General features: G+C 73.3%; 23 protein-coding genes. 13 read left to right on the top strand and 10 right to left on the bottom strand.

Annotation, left to right across the window (positions count from 1 at the left end):
- Both kdpA and kdpF read right to left on the bottom strand, forming a co-directional pair.
- Positions 1-1,713 (bottom strand): potassium-transporting ATPase subunit KdpA, encoded by a 1,713-nt coding sequence (kdpA, locus tag ACPPVX_RS15750; RefSeq protein WP_426571520.1) that lies wholly within the window; start codon positions 1,711-1,713, stop codon positions 1-3.
- Positions 1,713-1,802 (bottom strand): K(+)-transporting ATPase subunit F, encoded by a 90-nt coding sequence (gene kdpF, locus ACPPVX_RS15745; RefSeq protein ID WP_426571519.1) that lies wholly within the window; start codon positions 1,800-1,802, stop codon positions 1,713-1,715. Before kdpF ends, kdpA begins: the two co-directional genes overlap by 1 nt.
- Positions 1,803-2,032: 230 nt before the next feature.
- Between kdpF and ACPPVX_RS15740 the strand changes: the two genes are divergently transcribed.
- Genes ACPPVX_RS15740 through ACPPVX_RS15730 form a run of 3 tightly spaced genes read left to right on the top strand, consistent with a single transcriptional unit; the run spans position 2,033 to position 3,955 of the window.
- Positions 2,033-2,800: a DUF4118 domain-containing protein gene (locus ACPPVX_RS15740; protein ID WP_426571518.1), complete on the top strand. Its 768-nt coding sequence runs from the start codon at positions 2,033-2,035 to the stop codon at positions 2,798-2,800.
- A 22-nt stretch (positions 2,801-2,822) separates the two neighbouring features.
- Entirely contained in the window at positions 2,823-3,206 is a 384-nt protein-coding gene (locus tag ACPPVX_RS15735; protein ID WP_426571517.1) for an EthD domain-containing protein, read from the top strand.
- Positions 3,203-3,955, top strand: a complete 753-nt coding sequence (locus ACPPVX_RS15730; RefSeq protein ID WP_426571516.1) for an acyl-[acyl-carrier-protein] thioesterase — start codon at positions 3,203-3,205, stop codon at positions 3,953-3,955. Before ACPPVX_RS15735 ends, ACPPVX_RS15730 begins: the two co-directional genes overlap by 4 nt.
- Here the strand turns inward: ACPPVX_RS15730 and fabZ are convergent.
- Positions 3,936-4,343, bottom strand: coding sequence for a 3-hydroxyacyl-ACP dehydratase FabZ (gene fabZ / locus ACPPVX_RS15725; RefSeq protein ID WP_426571515.1), 408 nt, complete (start codon positions 4,341-4,343; stop codon positions 3,936-3,938). The genes ACPPVX_RS15730 and fabZ overlap by 20 nt on opposite strands.
- Before the next feature lie 168 nt (positions 4,344-4,511).
- Between fabZ and ACPPVX_RS15720 the strand changes: the two genes are divergently transcribed.
- Genes ACPPVX_RS15720 through fabI form a run of 7 tightly spaced genes read left to right on the top strand, consistent with a single transcriptional unit; the run spans position 4,512 to position 11,196 of the window.
- Complete coding sequence (locus ACPPVX_RS15720) at positions 4,512-5,444, top strand: ACP S-malonyltransferase (protein ID WP_426571514.1); 933 nt, start codon at positions 4,512-4,514, stop codon at positions 5,442-5,444.
- Positions 5,441-6,745: a beta-ketoacyl-ACP synthase 3 gene (locus ACPPVX_RS15715; RefSeq protein WP_426571513.1), complete on the top strand. Its 1,305-nt coding sequence runs from the start codon at positions 5,441-5,443 to the stop codon at positions 6,743-6,745. The genes ACPPVX_RS15720 and ACPPVX_RS15715 overlap by 4 nt, the downstream gene beginning before the upstream one ends.
- Positions 6,742-7,491, top strand: a complete 750-nt coding sequence (gene fabG / locus ACPPVX_RS15710) for a 3-oxoacyl-ACP reductase FabG (RefSeq protein WP_426571512.1) — start codon at positions 6,742-6,744, stop codon at positions 7,489-7,491. Before ACPPVX_RS15715 ends, fabG begins: the two co-directional genes overlap by 4 nt.
- A 34-nt stretch (positions 7,492-7,525) precedes the next feature.
- Positions 7,526-7,777, top strand: coding sequence for an acyl carrier protein (locus ACPPVX_RS15705; RefSeq protein WP_426571511.1), 252 nt, complete (start codon positions 7,526-7,528; stop codon positions 7,775-7,777).
- A complete protein-coding gene (gene fabF / locus ACPPVX_RS15700; protein WP_426571510.1) occupies positions 7,770-9,008 on the top strand; it encodes a beta-ketoacyl-ACP synthase II in 1,239 nt (412 codons plus the stop codon). Before ACPPVX_RS15705 ends, fabF begins: the two co-directional genes overlap by 8 nt.
- On the top strand, positions 9,008-10,378 hold the full coding sequence (locus ACPPVX_RS15695; RefSeq protein ID WP_426571509.1) for an acyl-CoA carboxylase subunit beta: 1,371 nt from the start codon (positions 9,008-9,010) through the stop codon (positions 10,376-10,378). Before fabF ends, ACPPVX_RS15695 begins: the two co-directional genes overlap by 1 nt.
- Positions 10,379-10,401: 23 nt before the next feature.
- A complete protein-coding gene (gene fabI / locus ACPPVX_RS15690; RefSeq protein ID WP_426571508.1) occupies positions 10,402-11,196 on the top strand; it encodes an enoyl-ACP reductase FabI in 795 nt (264 codons plus the stop codon).
- 1 nt (position 11,197) lies between these two features.
- Here the strand turns inward: fabI and ACPPVX_RS15685 are convergent, their stop codons facing one another.
- Together ACPPVX_RS15685 and ACPPVX_RS15680 are read right to left on the bottom strand one after the other, a co-directional pair.
- Positions 11,198-12,490, bottom strand: coding sequence for a sensor histidine kinase (locus ACPPVX_RS15685; protein WP_426571507.1), 1,293 nt, complete (start codon positions 12,488-12,490; stop codon positions 11,198-11,200).
- Positions 12,487-13,158, bottom strand: coding sequence for a response regulator transcription factor (locus ACPPVX_RS15680; protein ID WP_426571506.1), 672 nt, complete (start codon positions 13,156-13,158; stop codon positions 12,487-12,489). Before ACPPVX_RS15680 ends, ACPPVX_RS15685 begins: the two co-directional genes overlap by 4 nt.
- A gap of 44 nt (positions 13,159-13,202) precedes the next feature.
- On the opposite strand from ACPPVX_RS15680, the gene ACPPVX_RS15675 reads away from it, so the two are divergent.
- Positions 13,203-14,483, top strand: coding sequence for an MFS transporter (locus tag ACPPVX_RS15675; protein ID WP_426571505.1), 1,281 nt, complete (start codon positions 13,203-13,205; stop codon positions 14,481-14,483).
- On the opposite strand, the gene ACPPVX_RS15670 is transcribed toward ACPPVX_RS15675, so the two are convergent.
- The gene (locus ACPPVX_RS15670) at positions 14,449-15,246 is read right to left on the bottom strand and encodes a hypothetical protein (protein WP_426571504.1); all 798 of its coding nucleotides are present in this window, start codon (positions 15,244-15,246) and stop codon (positions 14,449-14,451) included. The genes ACPPVX_RS15675 and ACPPVX_RS15670 overlap by 35 nt on opposite strands.
- Positions 15,247-15,322: 76 nt before the next feature.
- Positions 15,323-16,009 (bottom strand): phosphatase PAP2 family protein, encoded by a 687-nt coding sequence (locus ACPPVX_RS15665; protein WP_426571503.1) that lies wholly within the window; start codon positions 16,007-16,009, stop codon positions 15,323-15,325.
- A 129-nt stretch (positions 16,010-16,138) separates the two neighbouring features.
- Here ACPPVX_RS15665 and ACPPVX_RS15660 point away from each other — a divergent pair, with 129 nt between their 5' ends.
- On the top strand, positions 16,139-16,801 hold the full coding sequence (locus ACPPVX_RS15660) for a DUF6629 family protein (RefSeq protein WP_426571502.1): 663 nt from the start codon (positions 16,139-16,141) through the stop codon (positions 16,799-16,801).
- 4 nt (positions 16,802-16,805) lie between these two features.
- Here ACPPVX_RS15660 and ACPPVX_RS15655 read toward each other — a convergent pair whose 3' ends face one another.
- Positions 16,806-17,795: a Gfo/Idh/MocA family protein gene (locus ACPPVX_RS15655; RefSeq protein WP_426571501.1), complete on the bottom strand. Its 990-nt coding sequence runs from the start codon at positions 17,793-17,795 to the stop codon at positions 16,806-16,808.
- A 119-nt stretch (positions 17,796-17,914) separates the two neighbouring features.
- Here ACPPVX_RS15655 and ACPPVX_RS15650 point away from each other — a divergent pair, with 119 nt between their 5' ends.
- Positions 17,915-18,295, top strand: a complete 381-nt coding sequence (locus tag ACPPVX_RS15650) for an STAS domain-containing protein (RefSeq protein ID WP_426571500.1) — start codon at positions 17,915-17,917, stop codon at positions 18,293-18,295.
- Here ACPPVX_RS15650 and ACPPVX_RS15645 read toward each other — a convergent pair.
- Entirely contained in the window at positions 18,261-18,617 is a 357-nt protein-coding gene (locus ACPPVX_RS15645; protein ID WP_426571499.1) for a hypothetical protein, read from the bottom strand. The genes ACPPVX_RS15650 and ACPPVX_RS15645 overlap by 35 nt on opposite strands.
- 73 nt (positions 18,618-18,690) lie before the next feature.
- A complete protein-coding gene (locus ACPPVX_RS15640; RefSeq protein ID WP_426571498.1) occupies positions 18,691-19,191 on the bottom strand; it encodes a limonene-1,2-epoxide hydrolase family protein in 501 nt (166 codons plus the stop codon).
- Position 19,192: the final 1 nt, after the last annotated feature.

Below are 19,192 nucleotides of genomic sequence, written 5' to 3'. Positions count from 1 at the left end.
TCACAGGCCGAGGTGCTCGACGATGGGGCCGAGGGAGAGGAGGGGGAAGTAGGTCAGCCCGACGACGATCACGACCACGCCGGTGAGGAGCACGGCGAACAGCCCGGTGCCGGTGGGGAACGTGCCCGAGGTGGCCGGCACCCGCTGCTTGCGGACCAGCGAGCCGGCGATGGCCAGCACCGGGATCATCAGGAAGAAGCGGCCGACCAGCATCGCCAGGCCGAGCGTGGAGTTGTACCAGTCGGTGTTGCCGGTGAGCCCGGCGAAGGCCGACCCGTTGTTGTTGGCGGCCGACGTGAAGGCGTAGGTCACCTCCGTCAGGCCGTGGGGGCCGGCGTTGAGGATCGACGCCTTCGAGGTGGCCATCAGGACCGACACCGCCGCGAAGCCGAGCACCGCGAGCGGCACCACGACGATGTAGATCACCACCAGCTTCATCTCGGCGGCCTGGATCTTCTTGCCGAGGTACTCCGGGGTGCGCCCGACCATCAACCCGGCGATGAACACCGAGAGCAGGGCGAAGATCAACATGCCGTACAGGCCCGAGCCCGAGCCTCCGGGGCTCACCTCCCCCAGCATCATGTTGATGAGGGCGCCGCCGCCGCCCATCGGGGTCAACGAGTCGTGGGCGCAGTTCACCGCACCGGTCGAGGTGCCGGTGGTGGTGGCGGCGTACAGCCCGCAGCCGGCCGCGCCGAACCTCGTCTCCTTCCCCTCCAGGTTCCCGCCCGACTGGACCGAGCTGCTCACCTGATCCGCGCCCCGGGCGGTCAGCTGCGGGCTCCCGTTCACCTCCATGCCCGTGATGAGGGCGACGCTCGCCGCCCACAGCAGGAACATGGCGCCGAACACCACCCACCCCTGCTTCTGGTCGCGGACCATGCGCCCGTAGGCGTAGGTGAGGGCGAACGGGATCAGCAGGATGGTGAAGATCTGCAGGAAGTCGGTGAAGCCGTTCGGGTTCTCGAACGGGTGCATCGAGTTGGCGTTGAAGAAGCCGCCGCCGTTCTGGCCCAGCTCCTTGATGGCCTCCTGGCTGGCGACGGGGCCGCCGGGGATCGACTGGGTGCCGCCGCTGACCGTGGCCACCTGGTGGAAGCCGTGCAGGTTCTGGATGACGCCCTGGCTGACCAGGACCATCGCCACCAGGAGCGCCAGCGGGAGGAAGATGCGCACGGTCCCTCGGACCAGGTCGACCCAGAAGTTGCCGACCAGCGCGATGCGGCGGCGGGCGAGGCTGCGCACCAGCACCATCGCCACGCAGAGGCCGACCATCGGCGAGAGGAAGTTCTGCACCGCCAGGCCGATCATCTGGGTGAGGTGGCTCATGGCCAGCTCCCCGCCGTAGTTCTGCCAGTTGGTGTTGGTGACGAAGCTGACCGCCGTGTTGAACGCCAGCGGGCTCGGCATGCTCGGCGCCGAGGTCGGGTTGAACGGCAGCACGTGCTGGAGGCGCAGCAGGGCGTAGAGCCCGAGCACCGACAGCATGCTGAACGCCAGCAGCGAGCCGGCGTAGCCCGTCCAGCGCTGCTCCTGGTCGGGATCGATCCCGCACAGGCGGTAGACGAAGCGCTCCATGGGACCGAAGAACCGGTCGCCGGGCGCCTGCTCCTCGTCACCGAACACGGCGGCGAGGTACGGGCCTAGGAGCCGCGTGCCCACCGCGACGGCGGCGACGAGCGCGAGGAGCTGGAGCCACGCCTGGCCGCTCATCAGAACCGCTCCGGGAAGATCAGGGCCACCACGAGGTAGCCGATGATGGCCACCGCCAGCACCAGGCCGATGACGTTGTCCGCGGTCACGGCCGGGACTCGTCGTCGGGTCCGATGATGCGTTCGCAGGCCCGGACGAAGCCGGCGCAGGTTGCGAAGAAGGCAACCACCAGCGCGAGGTAGATCAAGTCGCTCATGGACGGCGGTCTACGCCGGGCACCAGGCGCTGGATACGGCCTTGACGCGTTCCTGACGCGGGGCGCCCGGATCCTGTCGCGGCCTTCACACCACGGGCGGAGGTTCCGTCGTACAACGGTTCCATGAAGAGAACGTGGAACGACACCGAGGTGGTGAGCGCCGCGCTCGGCGCCATGGCGGCCATGGTGGTCGCCGGGCTGCTGGGCGCCGTGCGCACCCAGATCAGCCAGGCCAACTGCGCCCTCCTGCTGGTGCTGGTGATCATCGCCGCCGGGTACTCGGGTGGCCGGCGCGCGGGCGTGGCCACCGGGCTGCTCGCCGCCGCATCCTTCGACTTCTTCCTGGTCCGGCCCTACGGCTCGCTGGCCATCAAGAACCGAGACGACGTCATCGCCACCGGCCTGATGCTCGTGGTGGGCTTGGCCGTGGGCCAGATCGCATCGAGGGGCCACGAGGCCCGCGCCGCCAGCCAGGCCGGCACCGACGAGGTGGCCGGCGTCTACCGCGTGGCCGGCATCAGCGCCGACGGCGCCGACATCACCACCGTGATCGCCGCCGTCGAGCGCGAGGTGGCGCAGGTCCTGCGCCTCGACGAGTGCCGCTTCGAGGCGCTCCCGCCGCTCGAGCCGCTCCCCGAGCTCGACCCCGACGGCCGCGTCGACGCCCCGTACGTGCACATGGGCGACGGCTTCGTCCTCCCCGCCCAGGGGGTGGTCATCGCCCTGCGCCACGGCGGCGTCCAGCGCGGCTGGCTGGTGTGCCGGCCCGCCCCCGGCACCGTCGGCATCTCCCGCGACCGCCGCCGGACCGCGCTGGTCCTGGCCGACCACCTGGCGCTGGCGCTGGCCGCCGAGCCCGGCCCCGACGCCCGACGCCACGCCGTGGGCTGACCCGCCCGCCTACGCTGCGGAGGTGCTCAAGGTCATCTTCTGCCTGCGGAGGAGCCCGGACCTGTCTCGGGAGGAGTTCCAGCGGTACTGGCGCGAGCACCACGCTCCCCTGGTCCAGGCCCACGCCGAGGCGCTGGGCATCCGCCGCTACGTCCAGGAGCACTCGATCGACGACTCGATCAGCCTCCTGGTCGCGGGGGAGCGGAACCCGCCGGCACCGTTCGACGGCGTCGCCGAGCTGTGGTTCGACGACCTCGATGCGCTCGCCGCCACCGCGGCCACCGAGGAGGGGCGAGCGGCCGGTGCGGCCCTCCTGGCCGACGAGCGCACCTTCGTCGACCTGCCCAACTCCCCCTTCTTCATCACCGAGGAAGCCGTGATGGTCGACGGGCCGACGGGCGCTTGAGCACCGACGAGGTCCCCGGCGGGCTGTCGCCGTTGGTCGATCGGCCCACCAGTGGGCGCACCTTCACCGCCACCCGCCGGGTCCGGTTGGGCGACGTGTCCCCCACGGGCCGGCTCCGCCTCGATGCCACCGCCCGCTACCTGCAGGACGTCGCCAACGACGACGCCACGCCGGTGCTGGGCGCCGACGCGCTCGGGTGGGTGGTGCGCCGGACGACCATCTCGGTCCGCTGCTTCCCCCGCTTCAACGAGGCGCTGGAGCTCACCACGTGGGGCTCGGGCATCGGCAGCCGGTGGGCCGAGCGGCGCACGTCGATCACCGGCGCCGACGGCGGGCACGTCGAGGCGGCGTCGCTGTGGATCTACGTCGACGTGGGCACCGGCCGCCCCAAGCGGCTCGACGACCACTTCCTCGCCACCTACGGCGAGGCCGCCGGCGGCCGCTCGGTCGGGGCCCGGCTCGTGCACCGCGACCCGCCCCCCGACGAGGCCATCGAGGCCGGGCCGCACTGGACGGTCCGCCGCACCGACCTCGATCTGTTCGACCACGTCAACAACGCCCAGTACTGGGCCGTGGCGGAAGAGGCGTGGGCGCTCGACCGGGCCGAGCTGCCGTGGTGCGCGGAGATCGAGCACCGCGACGGCCTGGTGCAGGGCCAGGAGGTGTCGGTGGAGACCACCGGCGACCGCCTCTGGATCCTGGGCGACGGCGTCGTCGCCGCCACCCTCCTCAGGGATCGACGAGCATGAACAGGAGGCGGCCCTCGCAGGTGGTCTCGCCCTCCACCGAGGCCCGCCCCCGGCCCCAGCCGCCCCGCCGGCCGAGCCGCTCGATCTCCACCTCCAGGAGGAGCTCGTCGCCGGGCTCGACCTGACGGCGGAACCGCACCTCCTCCACCCCGCCGAACAGCGGGAGGCGCCCTGCGTAGCGCTCGTCCGCCAGGATCCCCACCGCGCCGGTCTGGGCCAGCGACTCCAGCTGGAGCACGCCCGGCACCACCGGGCGACCGGGGAAGTGGCCCGCCAGCCACGGCTCGTCGCCCGTGATCTTCCAGCGCGCCGTGGCCGACTGGCCGGGCTCGCACGCGTCGACGCGGTCGATCAGCAGGAACGGCGGACGGTGCGGGAGGAGGCTCACGAGATCGGTCACCTGAGGTCGGACCGGGCCCGCCACCAGCCCGTGACACGAAATCTCAACATTACCGACCGGTAGATGAAACGAAGGCCGGTGACGCTCTGTCTGACTACGCACACCCCGCCCGGTGCGCTCCCCCCGCACCGAGTCCATCCCCCCGAGGAGCCAGGCGTGAGCCTTGCCATCACCTTTCCTGGTCAAGGCGCGCAGACGCCTGGGCTGGGCGCGCCCTGGCGCGACCACCCCGCCTGGTCGATCGTCGACGACGCGGAGCGCGCCACCGGTCGACCCCTCGCCCACCTGCTGCTCGATGCGCCGGCGGAGGAGCTCGCCGACACGCGCCACAGCCAGCTGGCCGTCCTGCTCGCCTCCCTGCTGGCGTGGACCGCGCTCGAGCCGCGGCTCGACGAGCCGGTGGTGGCCATGGCCGGCCACTCGCTCGGTCAGATCACCGCGCTCATCGCCTCGGGCACGGTGGCGTTCGACCACGGCATGCGGCTCGCCGTGGCCCGGGCCGATGCATCGGCCGATGCCCAGGCCCATGCGCCCGGCGGCCTGGTGGTGCTGCTCGGCGCCGAGGAGGACGTGGCCGTCGCCGCCTGCGACGCCGCTCCCGGGCGGGCCTGGCTCGCCAACGTGAACGCTCCGGGCCAGGTGGTGGTGGGAGGCCACGCCGACGGGCTCGATGCGGTGGCGGCCCGGGCCAAGGAGCTGGGCGCCCGCCGCGCCACCCGGCTGCCGGTCGGCGGCGCCTTCCACACCCCGATGCTCGTCGAGGTGGCCGAGGCCATCGGCCCGGTGCTCGACGAGACGCCGTTCGTGGTCCCGGCCATCCCCGTGGTGGCGAACGACGACGGCGCCGTCGTGGCCGATCCGGCCGCCTGGCCCGACCGGCTGCGCACCCACCTCGTGCGCCCCGTGCGCTGGACCGACACCGTCCGCACCATGCGGGGCCTCGGAGCCGACACCCTCATCGAGGTCGGCCCCGGCTCCACGCTCACCGGCCTGGCCCGGCGCATCGACCCCGAGCTCGAGCTGGCCAACGTGGCCGTGCCCGACGACCTGGCGGCGCTCGGCGCCCTCGTGCACGGAGCGGTCCGATGACCGGGGCCACCGTGGCCGCGGCCGACGGCGACAGCGTCCACGTCGACCTGCGCCTGGTGGTGGCGCCGTCGGCCGGGACCTTCCGTCCCGCCGCCGAGGGCCAGAACGGCAAGCGGGGCGCCGTGCTCCAGGCCGGCACGGTCGTCGGCTACATCGAGGGCCCCAGCTCCGACGTCGACGTCGCCACCTTCTGCGACGGCCACGTGGTCCGCACCCTCGCCCACCCGGGCGAACGGGTCCGGCCGGGCCAGCCCCTCGTGTGGATCCAGCCGGTCGACACCACGGGGTCGGCCTTCACCATCGCCGGGGACGACGACGACGATGTCGACAGCCGGCCCGCGCCCGAGATCCCGCTCGGGTTCCTCGGGGCCGGCGCCGCCCTGCCCGCCCTGCGGATGACCAACGACGATCTGGCCGAGCACTTCGACACCAGCGACGAGTGGATCTCCGCCCGCACGGGCATCCGGGCCCGCCACGTCGCCGACCCGGCCGCCGCCGAGACCACCACCGCGCTCGCGGCCGATGCGGGCGCACGGGCCCTCGCCGCAGCCGGGCTCGACCCCGAGCAGATCGACCTGGTGGTGGTGGCCACCGCCACCCCCGACTCGGCATGCCCGTCCACCGCCGCCCGCGTGGCCCAGGTGCTGGGCATCGAGGCCGCCGCGTTCGACGTGAACGGCGCCTGCTGCGGGTTCGTGCACGCCCTCCACGCCGTGGCCGCCATGGTGGCGGTGGGCCCGCCCACCAACGCCCTGGTGATCGGTGCCGAGCGGTTCACCACGCTGGTCGACCCCGACGACCGCGCCACCGCCGTGCTGTTCGGCGACGGCGCCGGCGCCCTCGTGGTGGCGGCCGGCATCGGCGGAGCGGGGGCGACCGGGATCCTGGCCGCCGACCTGGGCGGCGCCCCGTCTGCGCTGGCCGTGCTCGAGGTCCCGACCACCTCCCCGTACCTGCGCATGGACGGGCCCGAGCTCTACCGGCGGGCCACCCGCTCGCTGGCCTCGTCGGCCCTCGCCACCCTCGAGCGGGCCGGGCTCACGCCCCAAGACGTCGACCTGTGGGTCCCGCACCAGGCCAACTCCCGGATCATCTCGGCCGCGGCCGAGCGCATCGGCCTCACCCCCGACCAGGTGGTGGTCGACCTCACCGACCGGGCCAACACGTCGGCGGCATCGATCCCCTTGGCCCTGTCCAGCATCGCGGCCGACGGCCGGCTCGACCAGGACAAGGTGGTCCTGCTCAGCGCCATCGGCGCCGGCATCGACTGGACCAGCCTGCTGCTGCGGTGGGGCCGGTGACCGCGGCGGAACGCGTGGCGATCGTGACGGGTGCTTCCGGCGGCATCGGCGCGGCCATCGCCACCGCCCTGTCCGAGGCCGGGCACCCCGTCGCCCTCATCCACAACCGCGGGGGCGAGGCCACCCGGGCGCTCGCCGCCAAGCTCCAGGCGGATGGCGGCACCGCCCTCGCGCTCGGGGCCGACGTCACCGACGCCGCCTCGGTCGATGCTGCGGTCACCACGGTGGAGGCCGAGCTCGGCCCGGTCGCCATCGCCATCAGCAACGCCGGCGCCACCGCCGACGGCCTCCTCATGCGCATGGACCACGACCAGTGGCGCCTGCCCATCGACACCGCGCTCGACGGCACCTACCACCTGATCCACCGGGTGACCCCGAAGATGATGCGGGCCCGTTGGGGCCGCATCGTCACGATCTCCTCGGTCGTCGCCCTCACCGGATCGGCCGGCCAGGCGAACTACGCGGCGGCCAAGGCCGGCCTCGTGGGCTTCACCCGGTCGATCGCCCGGGAGCTGGCGCCGCGCGGCATCACCGCCAACGTCGTCGCCCCCGGGCCCATCGACACCGCCATGCTCGGCGCCGTCTCCGACGACCGCCGCGACGAGCTGGCCGCCGCCGTCCCGCTCGGCCGCGTCGGCCGGCCCGAGGACGTGGCCGCCGCGGTCGCCTACCTCTGCAGCGACGGCGCGTCGTACGTGACCGGCGCCGTCCTGCCGGTCGACGGCGGCCTCGGCATGGGCCACTGATCACCCCCTGTTCACCAACACCAAAGGAAGCACAATGGACCGCACCACCGTCACCGATGCTGTGTACGACGCCTGCGAGGAGCTCCTGCGGGCCGACCGCAGCACGCTCTCGGAGTCGACCCACTTCGCCAACGACCTCGAGGCCGACTCGCTCGACCTCTCCGAGGTGGTGATGGCCCTCGAGGACCAGCTCGGCGTCGAGATCACCGACGACCAGCTCGAGGGCGTCGAGACCATCGGCCAGGCGGTCGACATGGTCATGAAGATCGCGCCGGCCGATGCCTGAGGCCGGGGTCCGCGTCGCCGTCACCGGCATGGGGGCCATCACCCCCGCCGGCGCCGACGTCGCCACCAACCTCGAGACCGTGCGGGCGGCGCGCTCCGCCGCCGGCCCCATCACCGCGTGGGATGCGTCGGCCCACGCCGTGCGCATCGCCGCGGAGGTGCAGGACTTCGACCCCACCCCGTGGGTCGAGCCCCGCCACGCCCGGCGCATCGACCGCGTGTCGCTGCTCGCCATCGGCGCCACCGAGGAGGCCATCGCGCAAGCCGGGCTCGAGCCCGGTGAGATCGATCCGGCGCGCATCGGCGTCGTCATCGGCTCAGGCGTCGGCGGGCTCATCTCCATCGAGGAGCAGATCGAGACGCGGGTGACCCGCGGGCCGTCGCGGGTCAGCCCGCTGCTGATCCCGATGATGATGGCCAACGCGTCGGCCGGCCACGTGGCCCTGCGCCACGGGTTCGCCGGACCGTGCATGGCCATCTCCACCGCGTGCGCATCCGGCGCCAACAGCATCGGCGAGGGCGTCGAGCTCATCCGCTCGGGCCGGGCCGACGTGGTCATCGTGGGCGGCACGGAGGCATCGATCACGCCCACCTCCATGGCCGCGTTCGCCCGCATGGGTGCGCTCAGCGGCCGCAACGACGATCCCGCCGCCGCCTCCCGGCCGTTCGACCGCGAGCGCGACGGGTTCGTGATGGGCGAGGGCGCCGGCATCTTGGTGCTCGAGTCGGAGGCCGTCGCCACCCGACGGGGCGCCACCATCCTCGGGTGGGTGGTCGGGCACGCCAGCACGTGCGACGCCCACCACATCACCGCGCCCAGCCCCGACGGCACCGCCGCGGTCAGCTGCATGTCGCTGGCCCTCGCCGACGCCGGCCTGGCCCCCGGCGGGGTGGCGCACATCAACGCCCACGGCACGTCCACCCCGCTCAACGACAGCGCCGAGGCGATCGCCATCGCCAAGGTGTTCGGGGCCTCCGGTCCGCCGGTCACCTCCACCAAGGGCGTGACCGGCCACCTTGTCGGCGCGGCCGGTGCGGTCGAGGCCGTCTTCGGCCTCGTCTCGGCGGTGGCCGGGCTCGTCCCGCCCGTCGCCAACCTCACCGACCCCGACGTCGACCCCGACATCGACCTCGTCCGCGGCGAGGTGCGCACCATCCAGACCGGGCCCGTGCTGTCGAACAGCTTCGGCTTCGGCGGCCACAACACGTCGCTGGTGCTGGCGCCCGCCTGATGCTCGCCCTTGAGCCGACGCCCCTCGGTGCCCACCGGCCGGGGGCAGCGCGCGCCGACCTCCGGGAGATCGATGGGCGCACGGTGGCGTACGCCGAGGTCGACGGCCTCCGGCCCGGCGGCAGCGGCGCCGCCGAGGCCGACACCGTCGGCCGGGCCTTGGAGCTGGCCGAGCAGCTGGGCTGCCCGGTGGTCGTCAAGATCGTGTCGGTGGCGATCGACCCCCAGGCCGCCGGGCTCGACGGGCTGGTCGCCTGGGGGCGGGTGGCCCGGCGGGCGGTGCGGCTGTCGGGCGTGGTCCCCCTCCTGGTGGTGGTCAACGGTCCCGTCCACGGTGGCCTGGCGCTGATCCTGGGGCTGGCCGACCACGTCGTCATGACCCGCTCCGCCACCGCCTACCTGAACGGTCCCGGCCCGGTCCGCCGGGTCACCGGGGTGAGCGTCACGCCGGAGGAGCTCGGCAGCGCCACGATCCACGCCACCCGCTCGAACGTGGCGACGATGATCGCGGAGGACGACGACGACGCCGACCTCGCGGTGGCGGAGCTGCTCGCCCACCTCCCCGACAACTACCTCGCTCCCGCCCTCGTCCCGCCCAGCACCGACCCCGCCGACCGCCGCAGCTCGGTGGCGGCGCGGACGGTGCCCGACGGCGCCAAGCAGTCCTACGACGTCCGCCACGTCCTGGCCGACGTCTTCGACCACGACTCGCTGCTCGAGGTCAACGCCGACCACGCCCCCAACCTGGTGTGCGCCTATGCCCGCCTCGGCGGCATCTCGGTCGCCATCGTGGCCAACCAGCCGTTCGTGCGGGCCGGCACGCTCGACATCGCGGCGTCGTGCAAGGGCGCCCGCCACGTGCGGTGCGCGGATGCGCTCGGGCTCCCGCTCATCACCTTCGTCGACACGCCGGGCTACGAGCCGGGCCGGGACCTCGAGTGGCGGGGGATGATCCGCCACGGCGCCAAGCTCGTCCACGCCTACGCGTCGGCCACCGTCCCGCGCATCGCCGTGATCATCCGCAAGGCCTACGGCGGGGCGTACATCGTCATGGACTCCCGCACGATGGGCAACGACCTCGTGCTGGCCTGGCCCACGGCGCAGATCGCGGTGATGGGCGCCGCCGGCGCGGTCGCCATCTTGAACCGGCGCGAGCTGGCCGCGGCCGACGATCCCGAGCTGGCCCGCGTGGCGCTCGAGTCGGCGTACGAGGAGCGGTACTGCACGCCCGAGATCGCCGCCGAGCACGGCCTGGTCGACGCGGTCATCGATCCGGCCGACACCCGCCGCCACCTCGTGGCCGGCGTCCGGCGGCTGGCCAACAAGCGGCCGCACATCCCGCCCCGCGCCCACGACAACGGCCCCCTCTGACCCGTACCGACCTCTGGAGAACCATGCTGCTCGACGGCAAGACCGTGCTGATCACCGGCGTCCTGACGCCCGCATCCATCGCCTTCTCGTGCGCCCGCATCGCCCAGGAGCAGGGGGCCACCGTGGTGCTCACCTCGTTCGGCCGGGTGCGGTCGCTCACCGAGCGCTCGGCCAAGCGGCTGCCGAACCCGGCCGAGGTCATCGAGCTCGACGTGAGCAGCGAGGACGACCTGGCGGCGCTGGCCGGCAACCTGTCGGCCACCTACCCGCAGATCGACGGCGTGGTGCACGCCATCGGCTTCGCTCCGGCCGATTGCCTCGGCCACCCCGACGGGCTGTTCGGTGCCACGTGGCCCGATGTGGCCACCACGCTGCAGGTATCCGCCTGGTCGCTCCCGGCCCTGGCCGGCGCGCTGCGGCCGCTGCTGGTCCCCGGCTCGTCGATCGTGGGCCTCGACTTCGACGCCACGGTCACGTGGCCGGCCTACGACTGGATGGGCGTGGCCAAGGCCGCGCTCGAGTCGGCGTCCCGCTACACCGCGCGCGACCTCGGGCCCACGGGCGTGCGGGTGAACCTCGTCGCCGCCGGGCCGATCCGCACCATGGCCGCCAAGTCGATCCCCGGCTTCGCCGACATCGAGTCGAGCTGGCGGGAGCGGGCCCCGCTGGGCTGGGACGTCGACGATCCGGAGCCCGCCGCCAAGGCCGTGGTGGCCCTGCTCAGCGACTGGTTCCCCGCCACCACCGGCGAGATCGTCCACGTCGACGGCGGCGTCCACGCCATCGGCGCCGCCGCCCCCACGCCGCCGCCCGCCTGAGTCAGGCGGCGGAGCCCGGGCCGCTGACCAGGAGGATCAGGGAGAACGTCGTGGGCCGGTTCCCGGTCAGGAACAGGCGGCCACCCTCGGCCTCGGCGACCGACCGGGCCACCGCTAGCCCGATGCCCGAGCCGCTCCCGGAGCCGTGACCCCGGGTGAAGACCCGCTCCGCGTCGAGCGTCGCGATGGAGCTCCCCTCGTCGCGGACGTCGACCGCGACGGCGCCGGGCAGGTGCCGCAGCGACACCTCGATCGTCCCGGCGCCGTGGCGCAGCCCGTTGTCGATCAGCACGTCGAGCACCTCGTCGACCGACGCCCGGTTCGCCAGCACCGTGGCCGGATCCGCCGGGAGCGCCACCGCCGTGCGCCCGGCCGCGCCCGCGGCGTGCTGCCAGCGCTGCACGGCGGAGGCCACGGCCTCGTCGAGACGGAGCTCGGCCGCCTGCGGGATCGAGTCCCGAGCGACCGCGAGCAGGTGGGCGATGGTCTCCTCGACGCGGTCCAGGTCGGCCAGGGCCCCCTCGACGTCCGTCGACCCGTCACCGGCCTGGGCGTGCTCGAGCTTGAGGCGCAGCGCGGTGATCGGCGTGCGCAGCTGGTGGGAGACGTCGTCGCCGAACTGCCGCTCGCGCAGCAGCGCCTGCTGGACCTCCTGAGAGCGGTGGTCGAGCACCACGGCGAGGTCGTCGATCTCGGCGATGCCGGACGACGAGCGGGACACGGTGGTACCCACCTCGCCGATGGCGCCGGCGGAGGCGGCGAGCTCCGTGAGCGGCTCCGACAGCACCCGGGACAAGCGGTTGCCGATCACCCAGGCCAGCCCCAGGGCGGCCGCGCCGGCGACCGCCATCACGAGCCACGCCGTGCGCGCCCGCTTGTCGGCGCCGTCGAGCGACTCGGTGACCCGCAGCGCCCCGCGGACCCGTTCGGAGCCGGTCTCGACGATGGGCGAGGCCACGATGATGGCTCCCTCCACGCTGGAGGCGGGCTGGCCGGCGAGCGCCTGCTTGGTCACCTCGTCGGCGCCGGCGGGGCCCGACCCGTAGAGCAGGCGGCCGTCGGGGCCGTACACGCCGAAGTGCTCGGGGGCATCGGGCTCGCTGGCGAACGCCCGCAGCTGGGCGCGGCTGAGGGGCACATCGATCTCGGCCAGGGCGGTGGCGGCGGTGGCCTGCAGCTCGACCACCTCGGAGTCGAGCACCGACTGGTGCACCACGATGGCGAGGGGGATGCCGAGGGCGATCAGGATGATGGCCGACACGCCCACGATCGCCTCGCGGATGCGCCGCCTCACCGCGGGTCCAGCCGGTACCCCACCCCGCGCACCGTGGTGATCTCGATCGCCGCCTCGAGCTTCCGGCGCAGCGCCAGCACGTGCATCTCGAGCGTCTTCGACGAGCTGTCCCAGTGCACGTCCCAGACCTCGGACAGCAGGCGCTCGCGGGTCACCACCCGGCCGGCCTCGCGTCCGAGCAGCACCAGGAGCTCCAGCTCGCGCGGCCGCAGCGCCACCGGCTCGCCTGCCACCCGCGCCGAGTACCCGGCTGGATCGATGTGGAGCGCGCCGACGTCGAACGCCGAGCCGGGATCGTGGCCGTCGGCCCCGCGCAGGTGGGCGCGGATCCGGGCGAGGAGGACCGCCATCGAGAACGGCTTGGTGACGTAGTCGGTGGCCCCCGCGTCGAGGCCGACGACGGTGTCGATCTCGGAGTCGCGAGCGGTGAGGAGCACGATCGGCACCGAGGCGTCGTGCTCGCGCACCCAGCGGCACAGCGTGAAGCCATCGATGTCGGGCAGCCCCACGTCGAGCAGGAGCAGGTCGGGGACCGATTCCTCGACCCGGGTCGACGCCTCCGCTCCCGTGGCCACCAGCTCGGCGTCGTAGCCGTGCGCGACGAGCGCGTCGCGAAGCGAACGGCCGATCTCGGCATCGTCCTCCACCACCAGCACCCGCAGGGTCACGCCCTCAACCTAGGGCTGGACGGATGACGCCGTAGGTTGCCCCCATGGATGACGTGCGCCGGGTCGTTGTCGGTCGGTGCATCCGCGGGTTCGCCGACGGGTTCGTGAGCGTCCTGCTCGCCCAGTACCTGACCGATCTCGGGTTCTCGCCGCTGCGGGTCGGTGCCATCGTCACCGGCACCCTCCTCGGCTCGGCCGCGCTGACCCTGGCGTTCGGCCTCCGGGCGCACCGGACCACGCTCGGCCGCCTCCTGGTCTGGGCCTGCGTCCTGATGGCGGCCACGGGTGCGGGCTTCGCCGCCACCACCTCCTTCTGGCCGCTGCTGGTCATCGCGGTGGTGGGCACCATGAACCCGTCGTCGGGCGACGTGAGCGTGTTCCTCCCCACCGAGCAGGCGTTCATCGCCCACCGCGTGGAGGGCCGGGCCCGGACCCGGCAGTACGCCGTGTACAACCTGGGCGCGGTGCTGGCCGGTGCCGTGGGCGCGCTCGCCTCGGGCCTCCCCGCTCGCCTGGCGCGGGCCACCGGCTGGGAGCTGACCTCGGCGCAGCGCCTGGGGTTCGTGCTCTACGCCCTCGCCGCACTGGTGATCCTGGCGCTCTACCGCTCGATCCCCCGGCGAGAACCGAGCGTCGAGCAGGCAGCCGTCGTGGCCCCGCTCGGTGACGCCGTCGACGACACCAGGGCGCCGGCGCCCCGGCCCCCGGCGCTCGGGGCCTCGCGCCGGATCGTGCTGGACCTCGCCGCCCTGTTCAGCCTCGACTCGGCGGGCAGCGGGTTCGTGGTCACGTCGATGCTCGTGCTGTGGCTGCACCTGCGCTTCGACCTGACCGCCAGCACGACGGCCGGCGTCTTCTTCGCCGCCGGACTGCTCGGGGCGTGCTCGCAGCTGCTGGCACCCGTGCTCGCCGACCGGTTCGGCATGGTCCGGACCATGGCGTTCACCCACATGCCGGCCAACGTGCTGCTCGCGCTGGCGGCGTTCGCACCGAGCGGCGCGGTGGCGATCGCCCTCCTCTTGGTCCGGGCCCTGTTCGCCCAGATGGACGTCCCGGCCCGGCAGGCGTTCGTGATGGCGGTGGTGCCGGCGCACGAGCGGGCGGCGGCGTCGAGCATCACCAACGTGCCGCGCAGCCTGGCGTCGGCCACCACCCCGCTGATCGCCGGCGCCCTGCTGACGCGCACCACGTTCGGGTGGCCGCTGCTCATCGCCGGCACCGTGAAGTTCAGCTACGACGTCTTGCTCCTGGTGCTGCACCGCAACACCCCGGAGGGGCCGGTCGACGGCGTCACGCCAGCTCCGGTTCCGGGTCCGGCGGCATGAGGTCGACCCGGCTGATCGTGAGGTAGGTGACCGCGGCCACGATCACGCCGAGGAAGACGAACGTCGTGACGCCGGTACCGAGGCCCAGGCCTCCCGCCGACGGGGGCTGGAGCAGGAGATCGCCCAGGGAGGCGCCGAGCGGCCGGGTGAGGATGTACGCCAGCCAGAACGAGAGGATCTCGCCCATCCCGAACACGAAGTGGGCGAGGGCGACGAGCCCGATGAGGGCGGCGAACATCAGCCCGGTCTTGAAGTAGCCGATGTCCAGCTTCTCGGAGACCAGGTCGCCGGCCGATGTGCCGAGGGCGAAGGTGAACAGCACCGTGAGCCAGTACCAGGCCTCGCGCCTGGTGGTCACGATCGTGTGGATGGAGAGCGTCCCCTCGCTGCGGTACCAACCGATGAAGGTGAGCGCGAGGCAGATCGCGAACCCGATCGTCGTCACGTTCAGGCTGACCCCGTGCCCGTCGACGAGGTTGTCGGTCATCAGGGTCCCGGCGATGCTGATCAGCACGACCACCAGCCAGTAGATGGCGGGGACGTACTTGCGGGCCTTGAACTGGAAGACCAGCGCCCCCGCGAGCGCAATGCCCACCACCACCGACGTCTTGTTGAGCCCGAGGCCCAGGGTGTCGTTGAGGTAGTCGGCGGCGGTCTCGCCCACCGTGGTCCCGAGGATCTTGATGATCCAGAAGATGGCGGTGATCGCCGGCACCTTGTTGAGCATCGTGGCGGCGAGCGTGCGCTCGTCGGTCTGGGTCATGGGATGGCCTTCCAGCGGTGGACGTGGTCGGCCAGGAACGTACGGAGCAGGCCGTCAACGCCTGGGTTCCACCAGGTCAACGCCAGTTCAACTCGACCGCGGCCGGTTCCGGCGCCCAGCGCACGCCGAACAGGGGCTGGAGCGCGGTGGTCACGACCACGGCGAGGAACCAGCCGGCCAGCACGTCGGTCGGCCGGTGGAACCCGAGCGTCACCCGGGAGATGCCCACCACGACCGCAGCGCCGACGATGGCGTAGCACCAGGGCGCCCAGGGCGCCCCCCGTGGCCGCACGGCGACGACCGCCAGGGCCAGCGCCATGCTGTTCGACGCGTGGCCGCTCGGGAACGAGTCGACGCCGGTGCCGACCGGGACGACGCGCACGAGCTGATCCGCGGCGATGGCGACGAGGTAGGCCCCGGGCACGAACCACAGGGCCGCCAGCCGGCGCCGCGTGAGCAGGGCGCAGACCGCCACGAGGACCGAGGCCATGAGCACCACGACCACCAGGTTCGGCAGGCTGTAGCCGCGCTGCGGGTCCGGCGGCCGCTCCAGCGCCACCAGGTGCTTGGCGGCGCGGTCGAGCATGTGCACCAGGGTCACCGCGGTCAGCACGTAGGCCGCCGCCCGCCACCGGCGCTCCAGCGCCAGCACCGCCACCACCAGGCCGGCGAGGAGCGTGCGGGGCGGCCCGGCACCCAGGCTCGACACCGCCCCAGACGGCCACAGCGCCCACGCCTGGTGAACCGGGCCGACTGCGATCACGGTGGCGCCTTCCGCCTCGAGGATGGGTGCCGGGACCGTACGGGAGGGCCGATCAGCGCCAGCCCGCCGCACGGTCAACGCTGGTTCAACTCCAGGTTTCATCCCCCCTCGCCCGGGGAAGGTCCGAGCATGTGCTTCTCCCCGCAGGCCGACGTGCTCGTGGGTCTGACGGTCACCGGCATCGGTGTGGACGCCGTGCTCCACGCCCGCAACCGGTCGGAGCGGGCGATGGCGGCGGTGCCGCTCGTGCTCGGCGCCCACCTGCTGACGGAGGTGCAGGTGTGGCGGGGCCTCCAGGACGGCTTGGCGCCGTCGGCGTGGCGCCCGGCGCTGTACGCGTACCTGCTGGTCGCGTTCGTGGTGGTCCCGGTGCTCGTCCCCGTGGCGGTGGCGGGCATGGACCCGACCGCGACCCGCGTGCGGTCCGGCGCGTTCATCGCCGTCGGGGTGGGCGTGGCCGCGGTGCTGCTGCACGCCATCGCGGTGGGCCCGGTCGGGGCGCGGATCGTGGGCCACCACGTGGCGTACCGCACCGGGCTGCTCGGCGGCGGGGTCGTCGTGGCCCTGTACGTGCTGGCGACGTGCGGGCCGCTGCTGGCGGCGCGCGACCGGACCATCCGCTGGTACGGCCTCGCCAACCTCATCGCCGTGGGCGCGCTGGCGCTCATCGCCAAGACGGCGCTGATCTCCCTGTGGTGCGCGTGGGCCGCGGTGATCAGCGTCGCCATCGCCGCCCACCTGCGCGCCCCGATCGTGTGGGCGCCGCGCCGGCGGGTCTCCGACGGGTCCTGACCGGTCAGGCGGTCTCCCCGGGGTAGCGCAGCCCGATCTGCGCCCGGATCCGATCCATCGTCCGCGCCATCGCCAGGGTCTCCTCGTGGGGCACGACCGGGCTCTCGACCAGGCCGGCCCGGATGCAGCGGTGCACCTCGGGCACCTGGAAGCGCAGCCCCTCGCCCTCGAACGACCCGTCGATCACCTCCGTGCCGGCCGGGGTGGTGACGCTCACGTGCTGGGGCACCTGCATCAGGGCCGGCACATCGATCCACCCGCCGGTGCCGGTGATCCGGGCCGTGCACGCCAGCGACGAGGTGATCGACGCCTGGATCACCCCGAGACCGCCGTCGGCGTGGTGCAGCACGGCCGCCACCCGCTCGTCGACGCCGGTGGGACCCAGGTGCCCGAGCCCCGACACCTCGTCGGGAGGGCCGAGCACCAGGGAGCACAGCTGGATCGGGTAGATCCCCAGGTCGAGCAGGGCCCCGCCGCCGAGCTCAGGATCGAAGAGCCGGTGGTCCGGGTCGAACGGGAACGCGAACCCGAGGCTGGCCTCCACCCCGGTCGGCGTCCGGATCCTCCCCTGGTCGAGGAGGTCGCGGAGGTGCACGTAGGCGGGCAGGAAGCGGCTCCAGATGGCCTCCATCAGGAACACCCCCTGGCGGCGGGAGGCGGCGACCATGGTCGCCGCCTCGGCCTCGTCGAGCGCCAGCGGCTTCTCGCACAGGACGTGCTTGCCGGCGTCGAGGAAGCGGATCGCGTCGGCCGCGTGGAAGGCGTGCGGGCTCGCCACGTAGACCGCGTCGACGTCGGGATCGTCGGCGAGGGCGGCCAGGGAGCCGTGGCGCACCCCGATCCCGTGCGCGTCGCCGAACTCGTCGGCCCGTTCCTGCGAGCGCGATGCCACCGCCACGATCCCGCCATCGTCGACGAGCTGCATCGCGGCGGCGAAGCGGGCCGCGATCCCACCGGTCGCGGCCACCCCCCATCGGACCTGCTGGTCGGTCATGCCCACCTCCTGTCGGCCCGATCCTGCCACTGCAGGGGGAGCGGAAGATCACCCGATCGGGGGTCGTCACACCATCGTCGCCCTGTCACGATGAGGGCGTCCAGCAGGAAGGCTGTGCGATGCCGGGTTCTCGAGACCTCTTCTACGTGCAGTGCTCCGAAGCACCGGGCTGGGTGGTCCTGCACGCGGTGGGTGAGCTCGACGTGAGCTCGGGGTCCCTGCTGGCCGACGCGGTCGAGGCGGCGATGCACGCCTCTGGGGGCCAGGTGCTCCTCGATCTGTCGCGGCTCACCTTCTGCGACGGCTACGGCCTCAGCCAGATCGTGCGCCTGCGCCGCGAGAGCACGGCGGCCGACCGGACGCTTCAGGTGAGCGGGGCCACCGGCTCGTTCCTGCGCCTGGTCGACCTGACGGGCCTGACCGGTGCGCTGTACGCGCCGGAAGACCTCCTGCGCGAGCCACCGGTCACGCCGGTGCGTGGCGCTCCAGAGCGACGATGAGGTCGGCGTCGTCGGCGCTGGCGTTCGGCCCGTAGCCGAGCACCACGGTCCCGCCCGTCCGGCACACCGGGCAGGCGGCGGCGACCACGAGGATCGTGTCGTCGGGATCGGATGCGCCTTCGAGGCGCCGCTCGCGCTGGATGCGGAACTCGCGCCCGGCCGACACCGAGCCGCAGGCGGTGCACCGCAGCACGCCGGCCGCTGGTCCGGGGACGAACTGGGATCCGAAGCCCTCGGCGGCGAGGTTCAGGAGGATGCCGCGCATCGAGCTGTCGTCGGGGGGCGCTCCGAGATCGGGTTGGGTGTCGCTGTCTGCGGTCATGGTCCAACCGCCTTCCTAGGGGGGTACTTGACCCCTAGTTCCTCAGAGGCGCCGGTTCCATACCCCGATCGGGTCAGAGGGGTGGCCGTCCGGGGGCGGCGCGGAGGTCGGTGGGGGCCTTGGGCCGCAGCGACGGGAGCACGATCCCGGCAAGGCCGCGCACGGTGCCGCGCAGGATGTCCACGAAGTCGAAGGCGTCGCGCCAGAGGGTGATCTTCCCGTCGTGGACGTCGAAGCGCCCGCACACCCAGAACTGGGCGCGCAGCCGGCCGAAGAGGATCACGTCGGTGCGCTCGGTGAGGACGATCGCGCCCTCCGCGGTGATGGCGTGGAGGTAGACCTCGAAGCCGGCCTCGGGGCGCTCCATGGCCGCGAACACCTTGGCCAGCTGTGCCTTGCCGTGGACCGTGGGAAGGCCGACGTTGGTGTACACAAGGTGGTCGTCGACCAGCGCCAGGGCGGCGGCCAGGTCGGTGTCGGCCAGGGCGGCGAGGAACGCCTCCACCACCGCCTGCGGGTCGGTGGGCGCGGCGGCCGCGGCGTCGGCGGGGGTCGGGAGCAGTCCGAGGGGCATG

Origin of the sequence: Aquihabitans sp. McL0605, from assembly GCF_049993875.1 — a bacterium.
Taxonomy (GTDB): Bacteria; Actinomycetota; Acidimicrobiia; order Acidimicrobiales; family Iamiaceae; genus Aquihabitans.
The sequence above is the reverse complement of the archived record's forward strand: the minus strand, read 5'-3'. Positions and strand labels throughout refer to the sequence as shown.